The organism is Pseudomonas sp. R25(2017) (assembly GCF_002112565.1).
Lineage (GTDB): Bacteria > Pseudomonadota > Gammaproteobacteria > Pseudomonadales > Pseudomonadaceae > Aquipseudomonas > Aquipseudomonas ekonensis.
In genome coordinates this window covers 240,102-262,057 of the sequence record NZ_NEHZ01000005.1, presented here as the reverse complement: position 1 = coordinate 262,057, position 21,956 = coordinate 240,102, and the positions used below count along the sequence as shown (strand labels likewise).

The 21,956-nt window shown below is 67.3% G+C and carries 25 protein-coding genes; 10 read left to right on the top strand and 15 right to left on the bottom strand.

What is annotated here, in order from left to right; genetic code table 11:
• The 5 genes from hcnC to CAG31_RS08795 form a co-directional block, all read right to left on the bottom strand.
• A complete protein-coding gene (gene hcnC, locus CAG31_RS08815; RefSeq protein WP_085579954.1) occupies window positions 1-1,260 on the bottom strand; it encodes a cyanide-forming glycine dehydrogenase subunit HcnC in 1,260 nt (419 codons plus the stop codon).
• Window positions 1,253-2,662, bottom strand: coding sequence for a cyanide-forming glycine dehydrogenase subunit HcnB (hcnB, locus tag CAG31_RS08810; RefSeq protein WP_085579952.1), 1,410 nt, complete (start codon window positions 2,660-2,662; stop codon window positions 1,253-1,255). Before hcnB ends, hcnC begins: the two co-directional genes overlap by 8 nt.
• Window positions 2,659-2,973 (bottom strand): (2Fe-2S)-binding protein, encoded by a 315-nt coding sequence (locus tag CAG31_RS08805; protein ID WP_085579950.1) that lies wholly within the window; start codon window positions 2,971-2,973, stop codon window positions 2,659-2,661. The genes hcnB and CAG31_RS08805 overlap by 4 nt, the downstream gene beginning before the upstream one ends.
• Before the next feature lie 372 nt (window positions 2,974-3,345).
• Window positions 3,346-4,269: a hypothetical protein gene (locus CAG31_RS08800; protein WP_085579948.1), complete on the bottom strand. Its 924-nt coding sequence runs from the start codon at window positions 4,267-4,269 to the stop codon at window positions 3,346-3,348.
• A gap of 192 nt (window positions 4,270-4,461) precedes the next feature.
• On the bottom strand, window positions 4,462-4,788 hold the full coding sequence (locus CAG31_RS08795; protein ID WP_085580107.1) for a hypothetical protein: 327 nt from the start codon (window positions 4,786-4,788) through the stop codon (window positions 4,462-4,464).
• 176 nt (window positions 4,789-4,964) lie between these two features.
• Between CAG31_RS08795 and CAG31_RS08790 the strand changes: the two genes are divergently transcribed.
• Window positions 4,965-5,648 (top strand): response regulator transcription factor, encoded by a 684-nt coding sequence (locus CAG31_RS08790; protein WP_085579946.1) that lies wholly within the window; start codon window positions 4,965-4,967, stop codon window positions 5,646-5,648.
• Window positions 5,626-7,020: a HAMP domain-containing sensor histidine kinase gene (locus CAG31_RS08785; RefSeq protein ID WP_085579944.1), complete on the top strand. Its 1,395-nt coding sequence runs from the start codon at window positions 5,626-5,628 to the stop codon at window positions 7,018-7,020. Before CAG31_RS08790 ends, CAG31_RS08785 begins: the two co-directional genes overlap by 23 nt.
• An 82-nt stretch (window positions 7,021-7,102) precedes the next feature.
• Here the strand turns inward: CAG31_RS08785 and CAG31_RS08780 are convergent, their stop codons facing one another.
• A complete protein-coding gene (locus CAG31_RS08780) occupies window positions 7,103-7,900 on the bottom strand; it encodes an SDR family NAD(P)-dependent oxidoreductase (protein WP_085579942.1) in 798 nt (265 codons plus the stop codon).
• Between the two features lie 137 nt (window positions 7,901-8,037).
• On the opposite strand from CAG31_RS08780, the gene CAG31_RS08775 reads away from it, so the two are divergent.
• Window positions 8,038-8,958, top strand: a complete 921-nt coding sequence (locus tag CAG31_RS08775; RefSeq protein WP_085579940.1) for a LysR substrate-binding domain-containing protein — start codon at window positions 8,038-8,040, stop codon at window positions 8,956-8,958.
• Here CAG31_RS08775 and CAG31_RS08770 read toward each other — a convergent pair.
• Both CAG31_RS08770 and CAG31_RS08765 read right to left on the bottom strand, forming a co-directional pair.
• Window positions 8,879-9,472, bottom strand: a complete 594-nt coding sequence (locus CAG31_RS08770) for a DinB family protein (protein WP_085579938.1) — start codon at window positions 9,470-9,472, stop codon at window positions 8,879-8,881. The genes CAG31_RS08775 and CAG31_RS08770 overlap by 80 nt on opposite strands.
• A gap of 72 nt (window positions 9,473-9,544) precedes the next feature.
• Entirely contained in the window at window positions 9,545-10,465 is a 921-nt protein-coding gene (locus tag CAG31_RS08765) for a pyridoxal-phosphate dependent enzyme (protein WP_085579936.1), read from the bottom strand.
• 166 nt (window positions 10,466-10,631) lie between these two features.
• Here CAG31_RS08765 and CAG31_RS08760 point away from each other — a divergent pair, with 166 nt between their 5' ends.
• Window positions 10,632-11,291 (top strand): isoprenylcysteine carboxylmethyltransferase family protein, encoded by a 660-nt coding sequence (locus tag CAG31_RS08760; protein ID WP_085579934.1) that lies wholly within the window; start codon window positions 10,632-10,634, stop codon window positions 11,289-11,291.
• Between the two features lie 215 nt (window positions 11,292-11,506).
• Here CAG31_RS08760 and CAG31_RS08755 read toward each other — a convergent pair whose 3' ends face one another.
• The gene (locus tag CAG31_RS08755) at window positions 11,507-12,187 is read right to left on the bottom strand and encodes an HAD-IA family hydrolase (RefSeq protein WP_085579931.1); all 681 of its coding nucleotides are present in this window, start codon (window positions 12,185-12,187) and stop codon (window positions 11,507-11,509) included.
• Window positions 12,188-12,252: 65 nt separating this feature from the next.
• Window positions 12,253-12,669 carry a response regulator gene (locus CAG31_RS08750; protein WP_085579929.1) on the bottom strand — a complete coding sequence of 139 codons (417 nt, stop codon included), beginning with the start codon at window positions 12,667-12,669 and terminating at the stop codon, window positions 12,253-12,255.
• A 189-nt stretch (window positions 12,670-12,858) separates the two neighbouring features.
• On the opposite strand from CAG31_RS08750, the gene CAG31_RS08745 reads away from it, so the two are divergent.
• The gene (locus tag CAG31_RS08745) at window positions 12,859-13,800 is read left to right on the top strand and encodes a class I SAM-dependent methyltransferase (RefSeq protein ID WP_085579927.1); all 942 of its coding nucleotides are present in this window, start codon (window positions 12,859-12,861) and stop codon (window positions 13,798-13,800) included.
• 266 nt (window positions 13,801-14,066) lie between these two features.
• On the opposite strand, the gene CAG31_RS08740 is transcribed toward CAG31_RS08745, so the two are convergent.
• The gene (locus tag CAG31_RS08740) at window positions 14,067-14,840 is read right to left on the bottom strand and encodes a helix-turn-helix transcriptional regulator (RefSeq protein WP_085579925.1); all 774 of its coding nucleotides are present in this window, start codon (window positions 14,838-14,840) and stop codon (window positions 14,067-14,069) included.
• Between the two features lie 111 nt (window positions 14,841-14,951).
• Between CAG31_RS08740 and CAG31_RS08735 the strand changes: the two genes are divergently transcribed.
• Window positions 14,952-16,055 carry an extracellular solute-binding protein gene (locus tag CAG31_RS08735; protein WP_085579923.1) on the top strand — a complete coding sequence of 368 codons (1,104 nt, stop codon included), beginning with the start codon at window positions 14,952-14,954 and terminating at the stop codon, window positions 16,053-16,055.
• A gap of 160 nt (window positions 16,056-16,215) precedes the next feature.
• The gene (locus CAG31_RS08730) at window positions 16,216-17,331 is read left to right on the top strand and encodes a P1 family peptidase (RefSeq protein ID WP_085579921.1); all 1,116 of its coding nucleotides are present in this window, start codon (window positions 16,216-16,218) and stop codon (window positions 17,329-17,331) included.
• A gap of 21 nt (window positions 17,332-17,352) precedes the next feature.
• Here the strand turns inward: CAG31_RS08730 and CAG31_RS08725 are convergent, their stop codons facing one another.
• On the bottom strand, window positions 17,353-17,940 hold the full coding sequence (locus tag CAG31_RS08725; protein ID WP_085579919.1) for an NAD(P)H-dependent oxidoreductase: 588 nt from the start codon (window positions 17,938-17,940) through the stop codon (window positions 17,353-17,355).
• Window positions 17,941-18,039: 99 nt separating this feature from the next.
• Between CAG31_RS08725 and CAG31_RS08720 the strand changes: the two genes are divergently transcribed.
• Complete coding sequence (locus CAG31_RS08720; RefSeq protein ID WP_085579918.1) at window positions 18,040-18,669, top strand: TetR/AcrR family transcriptional regulator; 630 nt, start codon at window positions 18,040-18,042, stop codon at window positions 18,667-18,669.
• Window positions 18,670-18,872: 203 nt separating this feature from the next.
• Here CAG31_RS08720 and CAG31_RS08715 read toward each other — a convergent pair whose 3' ends face one another.
• Entirely contained in the window at window positions 18,873-19,559 is a 687-nt protein-coding gene (locus CAG31_RS08715; protein ID WP_085579917.1) for a GNAT family N-acetyltransferase, read from the bottom strand.
• A gap of 213 nt (window positions 19,560-19,772) precedes the next feature.
• Here CAG31_RS08715 and CAG31_RS08710 point away from each other — a divergent pair, with 213 nt between their 5' ends.
• Window positions 19,773-20,099 (top strand): YXWGXW repeat-containing protein, encoded by a 327-nt coding sequence (locus CAG31_RS08710; protein ID WP_085579915.1) that lies wholly within the window; start codon window positions 19,773-19,775, stop codon window positions 20,097-20,099.
• A gap of 41 nt (window positions 20,100-20,140) precedes the next feature.
• A complete protein-coding gene (locus CAG31_RS08705; protein WP_085579913.1) occupies window positions 20,141-20,353 on the top strand; it encodes a YXWGXW repeat-containing protein in 213 nt (70 codons plus the stop codon).
• Window positions 20,354-20,359: 6 nt separating this feature from the next.
• On the opposite strand, the gene CAG31_RS08700 is transcribed toward CAG31_RS08705, so the two are convergent.
• Both CAG31_RS08700 and CAG31_RS08695 read right to left on the bottom strand, forming a co-directional pair.
• On the bottom strand, window positions 20,360-20,917 hold the full coding sequence (locus tag CAG31_RS08700; RefSeq protein WP_085579911.1) for a YceI family protein: 558 nt from the start codon (window positions 20,915-20,917) through the stop codon (window positions 20,360-20,362).
• 51 nt (window positions 20,918-20,968) lie between these two features.
• Window positions 20,969-21,874 (bottom strand): LysR family transcriptional regulator, encoded by a 906-nt coding sequence (locus tag CAG31_RS08695; RefSeq protein WP_085579909.1) that lies wholly within the window; start codon window positions 21,872-21,874, stop codon window positions 20,969-20,971.
• Window positions 21,875-21,956 lie beyond the last annotated feature (82 nt).

Here is a 21,956-nt window from a genome sequence, read left to right as displayed (position 1 = left end):
TCACGCCATTTCCAGCTCCCGCTCTTCCTTGACCGGTGTCGCCCCGAAGCGGTCCGCCAGGAACGGGGTGATGTCCAGCGGCAGCGGTTCATCGTTGATCAGCTTGTCGAGCAGCACGCCGGTGATCGCCGAGGTCAGCACCCCGGTGCGGAAGTGCCCGCAGGCGTTGAGGTAACCCTCCACCCCCGCCATCGGCCCGAGGATCGGCAGTTCGTCCGGCGAGCCCGGCCGCAGCCCGGCCCAGGTGCGCTTGAGGTTGATGTCCGCCAGCTCCGGCAGGCAGCGCACCGCGCCTTGCACCAGCCCGGCGATTTCCGGCCAGGTGGTGGTCACGTCGTAGCCCTTGTCCTCGGTGGTGCTGCCGATCAGGATCTCGCCGTTGTCCTTCTGCGCCACGTAGCAGTCGCTGGTGGTCAGACAGCCGTTGAGGATCTTGGGCATGCGCTCGGTCAGCAGGATCTGGCCTTTCACCGGTTTCACCGGGATCCGCACCCCGGTGGCCCATTCGCTCAAGTCCGCCGCCCAGGCGCCGGCGGCGTTGACCAGGGTCTTGCAATGGAACACCCCGGCTTCGGCGGTCTGCACGCCGGTCACCCGTGAGCCGTGGTGCAGCACCCCGGTGACGTTGGTGTTGAAGAACAGGTCCACGCCGTTTTGCCGGGCGCCTTCGGTGTAGGCGTCGGCCAGGCGGAACGGGCTGACCTGATGGTCGCAGAGAAACTCCAGCGCCCCGCGCGCCTCATGGCTGACGCTCGGCTCCGATTCGCGCAGGGCCGCCTGATCGAGCCAGCGCACCTGGTCGGCCAGGTGCGGGATGCAGCCGACGATGTGCTCGGCGTACATCCGGTCCTCGTCGTCGTAGATGACGAACTTGAGGCCGGTCTTCTCGAACTTGAAATCCATCCCGTGGTTGTCGGCCAGCTCCCGATGCAGCGCCGGGTACAGGGCGTTGGACTGCAGGGCGAAATCGAAGAACGACGGCGGCAGGATGTGCGGCGTGCTGGCGTCCACCGCCACCGCCGCGCCCTGGGTCTCGCGCTTGCGGTTGGCCGACATCATGCGAAAGAAGATCACTCCGCAGCCCAGCCCCACCGACTCGCCGATGGCCCACAGGCCGCCGGCCGAGGCGCGGGTGGCGTTGCCGGGGCGCTTAGCGTCGATCAGGGCGATCTTCAGGTTCTTGCGCTTGGACAGCTGATAGGCGACGGACGCGCCGATCACGCCACCGCCGGCGATGACCACGTCATAGAACTTACTCATGGGAAACGGCCTCCGTGCCGAGGGACTGGAACGCGGAAAAAGGAATCGGATCGATCGGGAAACGCGGCCGCAGCCAGCCCACATCGCGGCGGCCGGTGGCCTGGCGCAGACGGTCGCTGCAATAGCCGACGCACATCCGCCCCTGGCAGTCGCCCATGCTCACGCGGGTGCGCATCTTCAGGCTGGCGATGTCCTGCACGCCCTGCTCCAGCGCCCGGTCGATGTCGGCGCGGGTCGCGTGCTCGCAGCGGCAGATCACCGTGTCCGCCGCCGGCAACGCGGTCTGGCCGACGCCGCGTTCGGTGTAGCGGTCCACCGCCGCACGGAAGCGCACGATGGCCTTGAGCTTGCCCAGGTAGCGGTCGCGCCGCACCCGCGCCAGTTCTTCTTCCAGCACGCCCCGCTGCAACAGGATCGAGGTCGCGGCGATCTTGCCGGCGAGCATCGCCGCCTCGCCGCCGCGGATGCCGCCCATGTCGCCGGCCAGGTGCACGTGGGGCTCGCTGCTCTGCTGCCAGACATCGGCGTTGGCACGCAGGTAGCCGTCGTCGCTGAAGCCGTGGTCCAGGCCCATCTGTTGGCTCAGTTGGGTGCGCGGGATGAAGCCGTAGCCGACCGCCAGGGTCTTGGCCTCGATACGCTCGGCGCGGCTCATGTCCGGCTCCCAGGTCGCCGAGTACGGCGCCACGCTGACGCTCGTCAGTTCGCCTTCGCCATGGGCCTCGACCACGCCCCAGCCGTAGTTCATCGGAATGCCGTGCAGCTTGAGGTAGGCCAGCATGCTCACGCCGTCAAGGAACAGCTGCGGCTTGTTCAGCAGCGCCAGGCTTTCCCGGGCGATCTTGCCGAACGCGCAGGCCTCGTAGACGCCCGCTACGCTGACGCCGGAGGCGTGCAACTGGCACGCCACCAACGGCAGCAGCGGCCCGGTGCCAGTGATCACCACAGGCCCTTGCGGCTTGACCACGCCGCTCTTGATCTGCAATTGCAGGCCGCCGAGCATGATCACGCCCGGCAGCGTCCAGCCGGGGAACGGCACGCTGCGCTCATGGCAGCCGGCCGCCAGCAGCAGTTGCGGATAGGCGATCTCGTGCAGGCGCTCGTCGCCGTCCAGCACCACCAGCGAACGCGTGCCCTCGGCGCCGACCACCCGGTGGTTGAGGCGCACGTCGATCAGCCCGGCCTGCTCGCGGAATTCGCCGTGCAGTTTGCCCAGCACCTCGGAATAGCGCGGCCCCAGGTAGTCCAGCTGCACGCCGTCGCGCAGAGGTCCGCGATAGACCACGCCGCCCAGCCGCGAAGCCTCTTCGAGCAGGATGCAGCGCACACCATGGCGGGCCAGTTCGGTGGCCGCCGCCATGCCCGCCGGACCGCCGCCGACGATGACCGGATGCTGGCTCATACGACCTCCTGACCGTGGATGCGGTTGACCTGGGTCTCGATGCGCATGCCCTCGCGCACCACGGTCTGGCAGGCGCGGCGCTTGTGCCGCCCGTTGATCTTCACCAGGCAGCACTGGCACACGCCCATGCCGCAGTAGGCCCCGCTGATCTGGTTGTGGTCGTTGCGCGCGACCTGGCGCACGCCCAGGGACTGAATGACGCTGAGGACGGTTTCGCCGATGGCGGCGGTGACGGGTTGGCCGTTGATGTGGACAGTCATATCCGCCTGCGCCAACGGCTGGATATCAAAGGTTCTTTCTTGGCAGTGCATTGCGAATCATCCGTGAAAAGTTCAGGTGAGGTTGCGTCAGCTCCTTGCTGCACTACACCTTTGCCGGCCCGTGGGATTTGTCTCTCTATCGGGCAGGCAGCGGTCCTGCGTCAGCGCAACAACAGTGCGCGCGCAAGCAATGTAGTCGATCCAGCGGCAAGGGCGTGGAAGTTTTACGGTAGGGGATACCGCGAGAGGGAATATTGATCCAGGCCAGTGAAAGGCCTGCTGCCCGGGGTCGATCCGACGACCGGGACAGGCAGGCCTGAGGGGAACGAGGCTTCAGTGCACGAACAGGGCGATCAGGATGATGATCGGGATCGGCACGCCAAGGAAAAACAGCAGTAGTGAGCGCATGGCCAAACTCCTCGGTTAACGGACAGGGGGAACGCTGACGGCGGCGTAGGTCTCGACCTCGACATACTCGACCGCATCCCGGCGGCGACCGCCGAACGTGGCGGCGAGGCTGGCGAAGAACGCGCCGGCCAACAGGGCGACGAACATCCACAACGAAGTCCAGGCGGCCGCTTTGGCGGCGGCGTCGGCCGCTTGCTGGGCCTTGAGCTTGGCGTCGGCGATGGCTTTCTGGGTGCGGGCGTACACGTCGTCGACCCGGCGTTCGGCGTCGGCCTGGGTCAGGTCGGTGCGCTGCGCGACCAACTGGGCGAGGTAGGTACGGTCCTCGGCGCTGAGCTGACCGTTGGCCAGGCTCTGGGCGAAGATCCGGGTCACGTCGCCGCGCACGGCATCGTCGCTCACGGCGGCGGGACGCCCGTCGCGGAACAGGCTGTCGACGAAGTAACCGTACCGGTCGGTGTCGGTGCCCGCCGCCTGCGTCAGGCTGCCGGCTGCACCGCCGACCGCTTGGGCTCCGGCCTGAAGGCCGCCGCCGACCACGCCGCTGACCGAGCCGGCGACCAGGGTCGCGGTGACCAGAGTCGCTACGCACCAGGCCAGGAAGCCGTGGGCGGTGTCGCGAAAGTACACTTCGTCACCGTGCAGGGCGGCCCACTTCACCCGCAAGCGCCCGGCGATGTAGCCGCCCAGGCCTGAGGCGACAATCTGCGTCGCCGCCAGCCAGACAATGGCGGAGATGCCCAGGCCCTTGGCGCTGACGCCCTCCCCGGCCCATGGAGAAACCGCCGAAAACCCCAGGCCGATGCCCAGCAGCACCAGGATCGTCGACAAGGCAGCAGCCGCCGCCGCACCGGCGAAGATGGCGCCCCAAGACACGCCCGAGACAGTGCCCGCCCCGGCTTCAAAGTCAGGATAAAACCCATCGGAGGATCTATTCATTGTTGTGGCGCTCCCGGCATGAAAGATGGTGTTACAACTCGTCATCAGACCAATTGCACCGACCGTGCCAGACCACGACTTTGAATAAATCGTTGTTTTTCAATGGGCTGTAATTCGCCGATATGCATCGGCCATGCACTTTGCAACGACCGGACGGTCGCAGCGGGCGTTATGCATTGGCCCGGGGGAAGGTCACTTGCGCCGATAGCTCTTGTTGCCGCTCGGCGTCAGGCAGTAGACCCCGCCGCGCGGCCCGGTGCAGAACGAGCCGGTGCCGCAGGCGCAGCCGTCGTCGCTTTGCAGCAGCGTCTGCGGTCTTGCCGCGCGCCGATCGCCGAACATCGCCGCGCAGCTTTTCTTCGAACCGCTGATGGAACCGTCGTTGCACAGGAACAGGTTCCCGTCGCACCGGGCGATCCCGCCCTTCTTGCCCGAGCACGGTGTGTTGGCCGCCGATGCCGACGCGCAAGCCAGCGCCAGCAACACCCCCGTCAACGGTATCCAGCCTCTGCCGATCATGGTGGCCACGGTGTCCCTTCCGATTGAAATTGTGGCCAGATGATATCAATGTTGGCAGTGAATGGGATTTCCGGTTTCGCTCATTGGCGGCTACAACATGAAAGTTAATTTAAAGCGTCACCGATAAATGTTGGCAAAATGCAGCCATTCCGTTTGAACCGATCAGCAGGCCCCTCATGACTCGCATCCTGACCATCGAAGACGACGCCGTGACCGCCCGGGAGATCGTCGCCGAACTGAGCAGCCACGGGCTCGACGTGGATTGGGTCGACAACGGCCGCGAAGGCCTGGAACGCGCCGTCAACGGCCATTACGACCTGATCACCCTGGACCGCATGCTGCCCGAGCTCGACGGCCTGGCCATCGTCACCACCCTGCGCACCATGGGCGTGGCCACGCCGATCCTGATGATCAGCGCCCTCTCCGACGTCGATGAGCGGGTGCGCGGGCTGCGGGCCGGCGGCGACGACTACCTGACCAAACCCTTCGCCACCGACGAGATGGCGGCCCGGGTCGAAGTGCTGCTGCGCCGCCAGCACAACGGCGGCGCCCAACCCACCACGCTGCGCGTGGCGGACCTTGAGCTGGACCTGATCAGCCACGAGGCCCGCCGCGCCGAACAGGTGCTGACGCTGCTGCCCACCGAGTACAAGCTGCTGGAGTTCCTGATGCGCAACAGCGGCCAGATCCTGTCGCGCATGATGATTTTCGAAGAGGTGTGGGGCTATCACTTCGACCCCGGCACCAACCTGATCGACGTGCACATCGGCCGCCTGCGCAAGAAGATCGACCCGCCGGGCAATGTCCCGCTGATCCGCACGGTGCGAGGCTCGGGTTATGTCATTGCCGAACCCGTCTGACGGCTGGCGTTCCTCCAGCAGCCGGCTGCTGGCGCTCTACAGTTCGCTGTTCGTGGCCTGGAGCGCGATCCTGATGGGGGTCATGTACTTCGAGGTGTCGAGCTACCTCGACAACCTGGCCAAGCATTCGCTGATGCAGCGCCAGCACCTGTTCTCCCACTTTCGCGGTGAGCAGCTGGAAGACGCGCTGGCCGCGAGCATGACCTTCGACATCCGCGGCATCGACGCCTATGGCCTGTTCGATGCGCACCGCCGTTACCTGGGCGGCGCCTTGCAGCAGATCCCCGACGGCCTGCCGCTGGACGGCAAGATCCACACCCTGGCCGACTGCGCCGACTCCGACGACCCGACCCTGCCCGCCGACAGCTGCGACGCCGTGGCGACCCAGACCCGCGACGGGCGCTGGTTGATCCTGCTGCGGGACAACGGCTCGCTGTTCGCCGTGACCCGGATCATCCTGCACGCGCTGCTCTGGGGCGTGTCGCTGACCATCCTGCCGGGCATCGCCGGCTGGCACCTGCTGCGCCGCCGGCCGCTGCGCCGGATCCGCGCGATCCAGGCCAGCGCCCAGGCCATCGTCGCCGGCGACCTGACCCGGCGCCTGCCGCTGTCCAACCGTCGCGACGAGCTGGACATGCTCGCCGCCATCGTCAACGCCATGCTTGAGCGCATCGAGCGGCTGATGAACGAAGTCAAAGGCGTGTGCGACAACATCGCCCACGACCTGCGCACCCCGCTGACCCGTCTGCGGGCGCAGCTGTACCGGATGCAGCAGCAGGCCGGCGAAGGCTCGCAGGAGGCGGCGCAACTGGATCTGGTGCTGGCCGAGGCCGATACGCTGATGGCGCGCTTTCGCGGCCTGCTGCGGATCTCAGAGCTGGAGGACCGGCAGCGCCGCTCGGGGTTCGTCGAGCTGGAGCCGGTGCAGTTGCTTGAGGAGCTGCACGAGTTCTACCTGCCGTTGGCCGAGGAAGACCAACTGCGCTTCGAACTGCAGATGCCCGAGTCCCTGCCGCCCCTGAACGGCGACCGGGCGCTGCTGTTCGAGGCCGTGGCGAACCTGCTGAGCAACTCGATCAAGTTCACGCCGCCCGGCGGCACGGTGATCCTGCGCGGGGTCGACGCGGCGGGGCACACGCGGATCGAAGTGCACGACTCCGGCCCCGGCATTCCGGAGTCCGAACGCGAAGCGGTGTTCCAGCGCTTCTACCGCGCCGAGGGCGGGCAACCGAAAAACGGCTTCGGCCTAGGGCTGTCGATCGTCGCGGCGATCGTCAGCCTGCACGGCTTCAGCCTGGAGGTCGGCCGCAGTGAGCTGGGTGGCGCGAAGCTGGCGCTGGACTGCCGGGAGAGCCTGATTTCACAGCCCTGAAATCCCCCTTCCCCGCTGAACGGCAGGAGCCAGCCTGCTGGCGATGGCGACCGGTCAGACTCCGCCGGCAAACCCCGCCCGTTCAGATCGTCAGGCTGTCGACCACGCCCCCGTCGACCCGCAGCGCGGCGCCGGTGGTGGCCGACGACAGCGGCGATGCGATGTACGTCACCAGGTGCGCGACCTCCTCCACATCGGCCACCCGCTGGATGATCGAGGTGGGGCGCGCCTTGCGCACGAACGCATCGGCCTCGTCGCGCAGGGTGCGGCCGGATTCGGCGGCGGCGTCCTTGAGCATCTCTTCCAGGCCGTCGGTGAAGGTCGGCCCCGGCAGGACCGCGTTGACCGTGACGCCGGTGCCCGCCAGGCGCTTGGCCAAGCCATGGGACACCGCCAGGTTGGCGCTTTTGGTCACGCCGTAGTTGATCATGTCGGCCGGTGTCGCCACGCCGGACTCCGAAGACAGAAAGATCACCCGCCCCCATCCGCGCTCGACCATCGCCGGCACGTAATGGCGGGCCAGGCGCACGCCGGAAATCACGTTGACCTCATAGAAGCGCGCCCACTCGCTGTCCGGCGCCTCGAAGAAGTCCACATCGTTGAAGATCCCGAGGTTGTTCACCAGGATGTCGGCCACCGGCTCCGCCGCGAACAGCGCCTGCGCGCCTTCGGCGGTGCCCAGATCCGCGGCCAGGCCGCGCAGCTGCGCTCCCGGCACCTGACGACGGATGCCCGCCAGCGTCTGCTCGACCTTGGCCGGGTCGCGGCCGATCACCACCACAGTGGCGCCCGCCTCGGCCAGCGACCGGCTGATGCCCAGGCCGATCCCGCCGGTGCTGCCGCTGACGATGGCCAGTTTTGCGCTCAAATCGATCTTCATGCCTTCACCTCATCGATGGGTAACGGTGTTCGTTCGAAAGCCCACAGGCTGCGCCCGCGGTGGATCCAACGTCAAGCCGCCCGGATCCCGCAACGACTCCTACACTGAAGACTCCGCCAACCCCGGAGTCCATCGGCATGAACCGCAACGACCTGCGCCGCGTCGACATGAACCTGCTGGTGATTTTCGAGACCCTGATGTTCGAGAAGAACCTGACCCGCGCCGGGGAGAAGCTGTTCCTCGGCCAGCCCGCCGTCAGCGCCTCGCTGGCCAAGCTGCGGGATCTGTTCGACGACCCGTTGCTGGTGCGCAACGGCCGCGTCCTCGAACCGACCCAGCGGGCCCTGGCGATCCTCAAGGAGTTGCAGCCGGCGATGGACACCATCTCCGGCGCGGTCAGCCGGGCCAAGGACTTCGACCCGCTGAGCAGCCGCGACGTGTTCCGCATCGGCCTGTCCGACGACGCCGAGTGCGGCCTGCTGCCGCCGCTGCTCAAGCAACTGCGCGAAGAGGCGCCGAATGTCGTGGTGGTGATCCGCCGGGTGAATTTCCTGCTGATGTCGTCGATGCTCGCCTCCGGCGAGATCTCCGTCGGCGTCAGCTACACCACCGACCTGCCGGCCAACGCCAAGCGCAAGAAACTGCGCGACCTGCGCTGCAAGATCCTGCGCGGCGACGACCGTCCCGGTGCGCTGACCCTGGACGACTACTGCGAACGGCCCCATGCGCTGGTGTCGTTCTCCGGGGACCTGGGCGGCGCCATCGACAACGACCTGGCCCGGGTCGGCCGTTCGCGCCGGGTGGTGCTGGCGGTGCCGCAGTTCGCGCCGCTGCGGGCGATCCTGGCCGGCACCGACATGCTCGCCACCGTGCCGGACTTCGCCGCCTGCGCGCTGGTCGAGGGCAGCGGCGTGCTGCGGGCCGACGAGCCGCCGTTCGAGATCATTCCCTCGGAGCTGTCGATGGTCTGGAACGGGGTCAACGACAACGATCCGGCGGAACGCTGGCTGCGCTCGCTGATTGCCCGTCACATGTCGGCGCCTCTGCCGGCGCACTGAACGCCTTGAAGCCGGGGTCGACCTCGCGCAGGTACACCGGCAGGTCGGTCATCGGCGGCATCTGCGGGATCTCGAAATACATCTGGATCACCCAGCCCCGGTGGTAGCTGTTGTGGTTGACCACATGCAGGAAAATCGCCCCGGCGCTCATCGTGCCGCCGTCGCCGGACACGAACGTGAAGTCCACCGGATGGTTCAGCGACGCATCGGTCTGCCCGGCGCTCCAGGCGCAGTACCAGTCATCGGCCTCTTCCTGGGCCCGGCGCAGTTCGGCGAGATCGGCGTAGACCAGATCGTGGGACGTCTCGAAGCCGTGGCTGCGGCCTTCCAGGTGCGCCTGCCAGATCCGGTCGACCACGTAGATGTGGTTCAGCGTGCCGATCATGTTTTTGAAGATGGTCTTGCGCTCCCGGGTGATTTCCTCCGCCGGCAACGCTTGCAGGCTGTCGAACAGGCGCCGGTTGGCCCAGCGCTTGTAGCCGGCGAACAGATGGGCTGTGGCCAGGTTGATCATCGCGGGCACCTTAGGCGCAAAAAAGGATCCGTCCAGAATAGTCCCTGTGCGCCGCAGCGGCGCCGTCACCGACTACTGGTCGGTGGTGCGCGCCCACCCCGCCACCAGTTGCGCGCTGATGCTGACCCCGCCGCACACGATGATCACCACGTCGTGGGCATCGGCCAGCGCCGGGTGGTCGAGGTAGGCCACCGCCAGCGAAACGCCGCAGGCCGGCTCGACCAGTTGGCGCAGGTCGCTGGCGTAGCGCACCACACCCAGGATCGCGTCGTCGTCGGACAGCACCAGGCATCGGTGGGCAAATTCGCCGATGTGCGCCACCGGCCAGGCCGCCACCTGGGCCGCGCCGAGGGACGTGGCCACGGTGTCGATCCGGCTCAGGCGCACCGGATGACCGGCCTCGACCGCCGCCGCGAACGAGGCGGCGCCCTGGGTCTCGCAGGTGACGATGCGGCAGTCGCGGCGCCCGTGGCGCAGCAGCCCGGTGAGGATCCCCGCCAGCAGCCCGCCGCCGCCCACCGAGGTGACGACGGTGTCGACCTGCGGGCAGTCCTCGAGGATTTCGTCGACCATCGAGCTGTGCCCGCGCCACAGCACCGGGTGGTCGAAGGCCGGCACGTATTCGGTGTCCGCCGCGCCCGCCAGTTCCCGCGCCCGCTGGTTGGCCTCGTCCCAGACCTTGCCGTGCACGATCACCTCGGCCCCGGCCCGGCGAATGCGCGCGCGGGTCGCCTCCGGGGTGGTGTGCGGCACCACGATACAGGCCTGCAGGCCCAACCGGGCCGCCGCCACCGCCGTGGCCAGCCCCGCGTTGCCGCCGGACGGGCACACCACCTTGAGCTTGCCCTGCGCCGCCGCCTGGCTGCACAGAAGGCCCATGCCGCGCAGCTTGAACGAGCCGCCCGGTTGCAGGTTCTCCAGTTTCAGCCAAATGCGGCGCTGCGGTGTCGAGAGCGTCGGATGAAGGATCAACGGCGTGCGGATGTGCAGCATGACGGCCTCCGGAGTGCGCCGCAGCCCGGCGACATCCGCGCCGGGCCGCGGTCGGTGAGGATGGCGGATGTCCCTTCCTCAAGCGTAGCCCACCCCGCCGCCGGGGCCCCGCACGACGAAACCGGCAACTACACTCAACGCAACGGCAGCCAGGGTTGAGGGTTCCATGAAGATGTCTGCACAGATGACCGTCGTCGCGGTGCTGGCCACGCTCGCGTACCTGGGCCTGGCGATGTGGGGCATCGGCGGCGTGGCGGTGTTCTTCTCCCACGGGGCGTTGGTGGTGGTGGCGCTGGCGACCCTGGCGATGGTGGTGGCCTCGCTGTTCAGCGACGTGAACCTGAGTGCCGGCGAACGGGAAGACCGGGCCAACCGCTGGGTGATCCCGGCGTTCGGCGTGATCGGGCTGGTCAGCGCCGTGCTGCCGGCGTATTGCGACAGGATCGGCTTCTGGACATTCGGCCGCGAAGGCGTGCGTTGGGTGGGGGCTGTGCTGTTCATCGCCGGCGGCGCGCTGCGCCTGTGGCCGGTGTTCGTGCTGGGGCACCGCTTCAGCGGGTTGGTGGCCATCCAGCCGGGGCACCGGCTGGTTACCGACGGCATCTACCGGCGCCTGCGCAACCCGAGCTACCTGGGGCTGGTGGTGAACGCGGTCGGCTGGGCGCTGGCGTTCCGTTCAACGGTGGGCCTGCTGCTGGCGGCGGTGACGCTGATCCCGCTGATCGCGCGCATCCACTCCGAGGAAGCCCTGCTGCGGGCGCAGTTCGGCAGCGAGTACGACGCCTATTGCGCCCGCACCTGGCGCTTGCTGCCGGGCATCTATTGACCCGGGGCGCCGACTTCAGCGGCGCCTGACACGCCGCCATCGCCAGCAAGCCAGCTCCCACAGGGGGCCCCGGCTGTCCGCAGAATCCCTGTACACCACAAAAACTGTGGGAGCTGGCTTGCCAGCGATGAGGCCGGCACTGCCGACATCTGTGGTGCCTGAATCGCCGCCATCGCCAGCAGGCTGGCTCCATGCCTTGGCTGGGTTGCCGGCGGTCAGTCGTCCCGTCGCGTTGCGCTGAGCGACAACCGCCCGTCGCTGCCGGCGCGGATCTCCAAGCCGTCATAACGGTCAATCGTCGCGTGCGGGGTCTCAAGCGGGTACTGGTGGGTCGCGGTGATGACCATCAGCGGCGCGCCGGCGGCCTCGGCGGCGAGGATGCCGGCGGTCGCGTCCTCGAAGACCAGGCAATCGCCCGGCTCGACGCCCAGGCGTTCGGCCGCCAGCCTGTAGCCGGCCGGATCCGGCTTGCCGGTGGTCACGTCTTCGGCGGTGATCATCACCGCTGGCTCAGGGATCCCCGCCGCCGCCATCCGCCGCAGGGCCAGATCCCGCGGCGCCGAGGTCACCATGGCCCAGCGATCCGCCGGCAAGGCCTTGAGGAACGCCGCCGCGCCGGGAATCTCGACAACGCCCTCGACGTCTTCGATTTCCGCCACGGTGATGTACGCCGCCTGCGCCTGCGCATCCACCCCCGGCAGGTTCAGCCGCCGGATGGTGTCGATGGCCCGCACGCCATGGATGGTCGGCAGAAACGAATCGACGTCCACCCCGTGGTGCACCGCCCACGCCGACCAGATCCGCTCGGCGGCGGCGATAGAGTTGAGGACGGTGCCGTCCATGTCGAACAGGAACGCGCCGAACGCGCGGTTGAGCACAGCATCAAGGGCAGGCAAGGGGTCGCATCCTCAGGCAAGGGGCCGGGCAAATGTGCCCGGCAATGTAACACTTGCGCAAAGGATCAGTGCAGCAGGCGCGGGGCCTTGAACTTAAAGGCGACAGCCACGCAGTCGAGCAGTTGGCCGATGGCCCAGGGCTTCTTGATGAACGCCACCGGATGCCGAACCCCGGAGGTCTGCGGCGTCTCGTAGCCGGACATGACCATCACCGGCTTGTCCGGCCAACGGTCACCCACCAGATTGGCCAGATCCGCCCCGTTGAGCGTGCCCGGCATGGTGATGTCGGTGAGCAGCAGCGCCACCTCCGGCGCGTGGGCCTCCAGATACTCGGACGCCGCGTCGGCGCTGGTCTGCGGCTCGACCCGGAAACCCTCCTCCTGCAGGATTTCGCAGAGAAACTCCAGAATCAGCGGATCGTCCTCGACCACCAGAATCAACTCGCCAGGCCGTTGCGAATTCGCCGTCGGTACTGGGCACATGAACGGTCACTCCCTGAATTGCATGAACAGTGTCGCGGATCGGATCCGCTTCTTATCTGGTATGAGCCGATGCCTGCGAGGAAATTCATTTTTGATACAGACGATTTTCCCGCTGCCCGCAGGCAGAGTCCGCGACGCCGGTTTTTTGTGGGTAAAATGCCCGCCCTTTTCGTTTGCCGATTCCGATTGATGACCCCTCAAGCCCTTGCCCTCCTCCACGCCCATCTGCTCGACGCGCTGGCCTCGCCCCCCGCCGAGACCCGCCGCCTGTTCCATGGGCGCGGGCGTTGCTGGCCGGATCTGGAGCAGGTCACCGTGGACTGGCTGCAGGGCGTGGTGCTGGTGTCGCTGTTCAAGGAACCGGAGGCGCAGCGGCTCGAAGCGCTCAAGGGGATGCTGCTGGAACTCACCGGATCGGCGCAGTGGCGCCAGTCCGGCGCCCACACCCTGTTGATCCAGCACCGTTACCTGCCGCAAAGCACCGCCGAATGGCTGCTGGGCGAGGAAATCGACGAGATGACCCTCGTCGAGGGCGGCCTGAAGTACCGGGTGGACCTGGGCCGCAAGCAGAACGCCGGGCTGTTCCTCGACATGCGCTACGGGCGCGACTGGGTGCGCGGGCAGGCGGCGGGCCAGCGGGTGCTGAACCTGTTCGCCTATACCTGCGGCTTTTCCGTGGCGGCCATCGAGGGCGGCGCCAGCCATGTGGTCAACCTGGACATGTCCCGCGCCGCCCTGAGCCGGGGCCGGGACAACCACCGCCTGAACGGCCATGACCTGGGCAAGGTGAGTTTCCTCGGCCACGACCTGTTCAAGTCCTGGGGCAAGGTGATCAACGGCGGGCCGTATGACCTGGTGATCATCGACCCGCCGTCGTTCCAGAAAGGCAGCTTCCTGCTGACCAAGGACTACCAGCGCGTGCTGCGCCGCCTGCCGGAACTGCTGACCCCGCAAGGCACGGTGCTGGCCTGCATGAACGATCCGTCGTTCGGCCCGGATTTCCTGATCGAGGGCGTGACGCGGGAAGCGCCCGGGCTGCGTTTCGATCGGCGGCTGGAGAACCCGCCGGAGTTTCCCGACATCGATCCGCAAAGCGGCCTGAAGGCCTTGGTGTTCCGGCGCCTGGATTGACTCTGCGGTCCATCGTGCGCATTACCAGCATCGTGGGAGACTGACGCACCGCCATCGCGGGCAAGCCCGCTCCCACAGGTATCGCGGGTGTATGCAGAATCCGCGAACACCTCGGACACTGTGGGAGCGGGCTTGCCCGCGATGGCGGTCTGTCAGCCAAGAATGATGGGCCTGACAGGCTGGTTCCACAGGGGATTGCGGTTGAACACCGAGCCCGTGAACACCCGGATCCCTGTGGGAGCCAGCCTGCTGGCGATGGCGGTGTGTCAGGCAGGCCGCAGCACCAGCGCGAACAGCTCGCCGTGCCCGGTGACGTTGAGCTTGTGGTAGAGGTTGCGCCGGTGCACCTTCACGGTCTCCGGCGAGATGCCCAGCTCCCGGGCGATGGCCTTGCTGGAGAAGCCTTGCAGGATCAGCCGCGCGGTATCGATTTCCCGCGATGTCAGGCGCGCGTCGAAGCGGTCGAGCAACGTCGCCAGATCCCCGGCCGGCGCTTCGGCGACCGCCCCTTGCGGCGGCAGCAACTGCGCATGCCGGCGCATCGCCGCCAGCACCCAGTCGCGCACGCACAGCAGGCGCCCCTGCTCTTCAGTGCCGAACACCGTCGAACGGCCCAACGACAAACTCAGCACCCCACCCTCGACGTTGACCAGAAACTGCAGCTCATCGGCCCCGACCACCGAGCGGAAGTAGCTTTGGTAGTACTCGCTCTGCATGAACTGGTCCGGCGCCACCGACGCCAGGCTGTGCAGCCCGTCGGCGATGCCGGCGACCGCCGCCTGGTGAAACGGGTCGAGCTGGTACAGGCCGGCGCTGTAGCCGGCCAGGTCTTCCTGCTCGTCGGGGTGGGCCGCGCTGTCGAAATCGGTCAGCAACTGCGGCGCCCGGCCCGGCGCCATCAGCGCCACCAGGGCATTGTCCAGCGGCACCAGCAACCGCAGGGTATCCACCAGCGCGCGCCAGAAACCGTCCTGGCCCACGGCGCCGAACATCCGCGCCAGGCTCTGGTGAACGGGCAGTTCCTTCAGCAATGCGTCCACGCACTACCCCTTTTGAGTAACCCTTGATGGGAATGGGTGGGCCGCCGCCGGCCCGATAGCCTGAGCGCTCCCGTCAATCACCGGCCTGCCGCAGGCCAGGAGTGCCGCATCATGCGTCGTCACCGTGGGTATATCAACCTGGGCCTTGGCGCCTGCGTGGCGGTGGCTTCGGCCGCCATGGCCACTGACGCGCCGAGCGTGCACGTCTACAACTGGTACGACTACATCGGCCCGACGACCCTGCATGACTTCAAGCGCGACAGCGGCATCGAGCCGGTGTACGACACCTTCGACAGCGCCGAGGTGCTGGAAGGCAAGCTGATGACCAGCCGCAGCGGCTACGACGTGGTGGTGGCCAGCAACTACAGCCTGCCGACCCTGATCCAGGCCGGCGCCCTCGCCCCGCTGCCCCGCGACCGGTTGCCGGGCTGGAAGAACCTGGACGACGGCCTGCTCGGCAAACTGGCCGACAACGACCCCGGCAACCGCTACGCCGTGCCCTACCTGTGGGGCACCAACGGCATCGGCTACAACATCGACAAGGTGCGCGCCGCCCTCGGCGACAAGGCGCCGGTGGATTCCTGGGACCTGGTGTTCAAGGAAGAGAACCTGGCCAAGCTTGGCGAGTGCGGCGTGGCCATGCTCGACTCCCCCTCGGAGATGCTGCCGGTGGCCCTGCATTACCTCGGCCTGCCGCCCAACAGCACCGACGCCGAGGACTACCGCAAGGCCGAAGCGCTGCTGCTCAAGCTGCGCCCGCACATCGCCTACTTCAATTCGTCGAAGTTCATCAGCGACCTGTCCAACGGCAACATCTGCGTGGCGGTCGGCTGGTCGGGGGCGATGCTCGAAGCCAAGACCAACGCCGAACAGGCCGGCAACGGCGTGAAAATCGCCTACAGTCTGCCCAAGGAAGGCGCGCCGGTGTGGTTCGACACGCTGGTGCTGCTCAAGGACGCACCGCACCCGGCCCAAGGCCTGGCGTTCATCGATTACCTGCTGCGCCCGGAGGTCATCGCGCCGGTCACCGACCACCTGTCCTACCCCAACGGCAACCGCGCGGCCACCGCGCTGCTCAACGCGGCCACCCGTGACAACCTCGCGGTCTACCCGCCCGCCTCGGCGATGGCGACGCTGTTCACCCTCGAACCGCTGCCCAAAGCCACCGAACGTGTGCGCACGCGGGTGTGGAGCAAGGTCAAGAATGGTCAGTAGCAAGCATCAACTGCAGGTTTGAGAGCTGACTGCAGATTCCATGCACACCCACGATCCACTGTGGGAGCCAGCCTGCTGGCGATGGCGTCATCCAAATCGCCGCAGGGCCCAGGCAAGACCGTTGTGCACACCCCTTCACCTTTACCGAGAGACTGAACCGATGAAACCCCGCGCCAGAGACCTGAACATCCGCATCGGCCGGTTGCAGCCCGGCCCGCTCAACGCCATCACCGACGTGCCCGGCGTGCGGGTCGGCCACAGCAGCGTGCGCGGCCGCAGCGCCGCCGGCCGCGACATCTGCACCGGCGTCACCCTGATCGAGCCCCGCGCCGGTTCGACCAACCGTCAACCGTGCTTCGCCGGGGTGCATGTGCTCAACGGCAACGGCGACGCCACGGGGCTGGAGTGGATTCGCGAAGCGGGCCTGTTGACCAGCCCGGTGGCCTTCACCAACACCCACAGCCTGGGCGTGGTGCGCGATGCGTTGATTGCGCAGGACCGGGCGCAGCAACCGGACGACGGCCGCCTGTACTGGAACATGCCGGTGGTGCTGGAGACCTTCGACGGCTTGCTCAACGACATCAACGGCTTCCACGTGAAACACGAACATGTATTCGACGCCGCCAACGCGGCGACGGGCGGCCCGGTGGCGGAAGGCGCCGTCGGCGGCGGCAGCGGCATGGTCTGCCACGAGTTCAAGGGCGGCATCGGCACCGCGTCGCGCCGCCTGGACACGACCCAAGGTGGCTGGACGGTGGGGGCCATCGTCCAGGCCAACCATGGCGTGCGCCGGGAACTGCGGGTGGACGGCTACCCGGTGGGCCGTTTTCTGGAACCGAAGGCCTCACCGTTCACGGACGCGGCCCTGCCCCATCCGGGCATGGGATCGATCGTCGTCTGCCTGGCCACCGACGCGCCGTTGCTGCCGCACCAATGCACACGCCTGGCGCAACGGGCCAGCCTTGGCCTGGCCCGCACCGGGGGCGGCAACGAAGACCAGAGCGGCGACCTGTTCATCGCCTTCGCCACCGGCAACGACCACATCCCGCCCGCCGCCTACGAACGCAAGGGCGCACCGACCTGCGACGGGCTGCGCATGGTCACCAACGACCACATCAGCGCGCTGTTCCTGGCGGCCACCGAAGCGGTCGAAGAAGCCATCATCAACGCCTTGCTGGCGGCCGAGACCACCGAAGGCAACGGGCACACGGTGCCGGCGCTGGACGCCGACACCTTGCTCGCCGCGCTCGACAAGGCCGGTTGGCCCGGCGCCTGATGTTTCGTGCGGGGCCGGCCTTCACTTGAACAGGCCGAGCCCCAGCGCGTGGGCGGTTTGCAGATGCAGCGCCGGATCCTGCAGCTCCGATTCCAGCAACAGCGTCGAACGACCCACCGTCGCCCCGCAGTAGTCGAAGATGCCGTGCTCGATCTGCGCCTTCATCGCCGCACCGTAGCCGTGCCGTTCGTAAGTGCCAGCGTCCGCCCCGCCGAGGCCGACCAAGTGCACGTGCAAGCGGCCCAGCTTCTTCGAAAGCCCCGTTCCGCCGTCGAAATCGAAGGCCCAGCCGTTGCTGAACACCCGGTCGATCCAACCTTTGAGCAGCCCGGGCATCGCCCACCAGAACACCGGAAAGACCAGCACCAACGCATCGGCGCGGTCGATGCGCGCCTGCTCGGCCAGGACATCCGCTGGCGGCGGCGATTCGCGGTGGTGCACGGCCCAGTCCGCCCGGGTGAAACGCGGATCGAAACCTTCGGCATGCAGGTCGGCGATTTCGACCGTGTGGGCCGGATCGGCCGCCGTCACGCCTTGCGCGATCCGCTGCGCCAGCGCATGGGTCAGTGAACGGTCATCGTGATGATCCACAACAATCAATGCGTGCATGGGAATCTCCAGGTGGTGGAAGCGCGCCGGGGGCTCTATACTCCAGGCAAGCTACTATCGGTAAGCTACCGAAAGTAAACTACGTTTGGTATATAACCCATGTCAACCACCGAAAACCCCAAACCCGCCCAGCCCCGGCGACGCCTGTCGCGGGCGGATCGCCATCGCCAACTGCTCGAACAGGCCTGGCAGCTGATTCGCGAACAAGGCACCGACGCCCTGACCCTCGGGTATCTGGCGGAGAAGGCCGGCGTGACCAAACCGGTGGTCTACGACCACTTCACCACCCGGGCCGGCCTGCTGGCCGCGCTGTACCAGGATTTCGACCGGCGCCAGACCGCTCTGATGGACGCCGCGCTGGCCACCTGCGCGCCGCGCCTGACCGACACTGCGCAGGTGATCGCCACGCAATACGTCGACTGCGTGCTGACCCAAGGCAAAGAGATTCCCGGGGTGATCGCCGCATTGGCCAGCACACCGGAGCTGGAGAAGATCAAACGGGAGTACGAAGCGATCTTCCTGGAAAAGTGCCGAAATGCATTGCTGCCCTTCACTCAGGGTGCAGCCATCACCCAAGCGAGCCTGCGCGCGATGCTGGGCGCCGCCGAGGCGCTGTCCCAGGCGGCGGCGAGCGAAGAGATCACTGCCGCCCAGGCCCGCGACGAGCTGTTCGCCGTGGTTTTCGCCTTGGTCGAAAGAGCCGCAAAGCAGGTGACTGACGGTACTTGAGGCCGCCCGCGCACCTTCCTACGATGGAGTTACGCAGCCGCTGGTCCGCCAGACCGCTGCGTAGGCGCGGGTGCATTGAACCCCTATCAAGCCCGCGCTTCGCTTCATGCGCATCTTGAGCCTCACGGGCTCTACTTCCTCCCCATCAAAGAGTCTTGAGGCTCTTTTTTTGTCTGCGTAAACCGGTGCCGCCGCGCGGGGAATCAGTGCAGGGTCAGGCGCTGGCGGACAAACGCTTCCGTGCGCCGCGTCACCTGGTCCAGATGCCGGTCGCGCTGCTTTTCCGCATCGAGCATCGCCCGCTTGCCGTGCTTCTGCAAAAGGTAGGTGTGGATCTGCTGCACTTCCAGCGAGCGGTAGATCGGCGTCGTGTCGATGTAGCCGCTCAGTCCGCTGCTGCGGTGATGGCGGGTGCTCATCAGCACCTGCGTCGCCCGTTGGCCGATCACCTGAAAGCCCATGGCTTCGAAGTACGGCACCTTGCCCACGGTGCACGTCAGTTCGGCATGGGGGTAACGGGCCAGCATCTCGCCGACCATCGCCCGCGCAAGGCCCTGGCGCCGATGCCCTTCACGCACGGCTAGGTAGGCGACGTTGCACGCCTCCCAATCGCCCTGCACCGGCAGGTACAGCAAGAACCCGGCGACCTGCTCCGGATCGTCCTCGTCGGTGGCGACCAACAGTTCCACCTCCGTGCCCTTCTCCCCGTTCAACGCCTCCAGGTACAGGTGCACCTCGTAGCCGACCGCGTACTGGTAGACGTTGTACAGCAGGTTGCTGGGGCCCAGGCCGATGGCGCTGATGTCGGTCAGGTAATCGACGACCATCTGCAGAATCTGGCTGTTGATGCCTTCGGGGCACGGTGACTTGAAGTGGGTGATGCGGGGCATGGCGGGCGGACTCCGGCGTAAGGCACAGTCGCCGGGCGACTGATGCCCGGCAAGCGGCGACATCATACCTTGTGCGGGGGATTGCGGTGTCCGTCGGATCTGGCGGTGCATGGCTGACAAAAATTTCATCTGCCCGGCAGCGGATCTTTCGCCGATTCGGCGTCCAATTCTTCAACTGCGCTCACTTTCCGAGGCAGGCCTTGAGGAGTTGTCATGAACGTTGTCCGTTCGTTGTCCCGTTGGCGCAAAGCCCTGCTGCTGGTGCCGTTGACGGTCGCGGCGTTGGCCGGCACGCCGGCGTTCGCCCAGCCCGAAGTCATCATCCGGGAAGCGCCGCCGCCGATGCGCGTGGAACCGATGCCCGGCGCTCGCCCCGGCTACGCCTGGGACCAAGGCCACTGGCGCTGGGAAGGACGCGGCTACGCCTGGGTGCCCGGCCACTGGCAGCCGGTGGTGCGCCATGGTGCCCGCTGGAAACCGGGGCACTGGCAGGCGCGCGGACCTAACTGGTACTGGGTCGAAGGCCATTGGGTGCGCTGACCGTGAACCGACCGCAAACGCCCCTCTTCAGGAACACCGTCATGTCGCGATCCCTCAAAACCCTGATCGCCGCCGCGCTGGCGGCGATCACCCTGTCCGGCTGCGTCGTCGCCCCGGCCCGGCCGCACCGGCCACCCCCGCCGGTGGAAGTGGTGCCGGTCATGCCTGCGCCGGGCTATCACTGGGTACAGGGCCATTACCGCTGGGGCGGCAACCAATGGCGCTGGGTGCCGGGGCATTGGCGGGCCTACTGAGGCCCGTCACTGCTGCGGCGCCACCACCTTGAACTTGATGTCGATGTCCTTCGACACCACGGTGTCCGCCCATTCCCCCGCACCGAGGCCGAAGTCGTCGCGCTTGAGCGTCAGCGCACCGTCGAAGATGCCGATGCCGTCGCCCGGCTTCAGGTGCACCGGCACCTGCACCTCGCGGGAAATGCCTTTGAGGGTGAGCCGGCCGGTGACCCGGTAGCGGTCGGCGCCGGCCGGATCGAAGCGGGTCGACTCAAACACCGCCACCGGGTATTTCACAGTATCGAACCAGGCCGGCTTCACCAGTTCGGTGTTGGCGTCCTCGCTGCCGGCGTCAATGCTGGTGAGGTCGATGCGCAGCGTGGTGCGGGCGTCGGCGAGGCGGTCGGTGTCGAACGCCAGGGTGGCGTCGAACCGGCCGAACGTACCGTACATCCGCGAGCCCATCTGGCTGTAGGTGAAACTGATCTGGCTGGCTGCCGTATTGACCCGCTCGTACTCGGCCGCCGACGCGGCGGACACTGCGCCCAGACACGACATTGCCGCCAACAGCCATCGGATCGACATGGGACTCTCCGCTCTCGGGCACCTCGATTGACTTAAGCAAACATCCGCCGCTCATGCCACCTCGCCGGCCATGTGCGCCTTCAAGTAAGCGATCAGCGCGGTGACCTTCGGCGACGGCACATGCTCGCGGGCGGTCACTGCGTTCAGGTCTTGGGGCGGGCCGATCCACTCGGGCAGCACCCGCACCAGCCGCCCGGCCCGTACATCCTCGTCCAGGCTCTGCTCCATCGCCAGCGTCAGCCCCTCGCCGGCCAGCAAGGCGTCGCGCAGCAGCGCAGGGTCGTTGGCCAGGATCTGCGGGTCGACGCGGTAATCCTTGAGCCGCCCGCCGGCCCGGCGCAACGGCCAGACATAACCGACATCGCGCCGGGCCTGGTGCAAGGTCAGCGTCCGGTGCCGCATCAGTTCTTCGGGACCTGCGGGATGCCCCTCGCGCTCAAGGTACGCCGGCGCGGCGAACAGGCCCGTGGGAAAGCTCGCCAGCCGCCGGGCGATCAGGCTCGAATCCGGCAGCGCGCCGAGGCGCAGCGCCAGGTCGATCTTCTCGCCCACCAGATCCAGCGGCACATGGGACGCCAGGATCTCCAGGCGCACCTGCGGATAGCGCTGGCGAAACCCGGCCAGCATCGGCGCGAACCAACTGACGCCGAACGAGAACGGCACCGTCACCCGCAGCCAGCCGCGGGGCCCTTCGCGCAATTGCTGCACGGCGTATTCGGCCTGCTCCAGGGTGTCGGCGACGGACTGGCATCGCTCGTAGTACACGGCGCCGGCCTCGGTCAGGCTCAGCTGGCGCGTGGTGCGGCGCAGCAGCTGTGCGCCGATGGCCTGCTCCAGTTCCCGCACCCGCCGGCTGACCGTGGTCTTGGGAATCTGCAAGGCATGGGCCGCCGCCGTGAAGCTGCCCAGGCGCACCACCTGCACGAACACCAGCGTGTCATTCAAATCGCGTTTCATCCGTACACCTTCCCGACGGCGGACTGTGCCGTTTGCGGCACATTGCATGCCGGGATTATGGGCTAATCACCGCCGCTGGCGC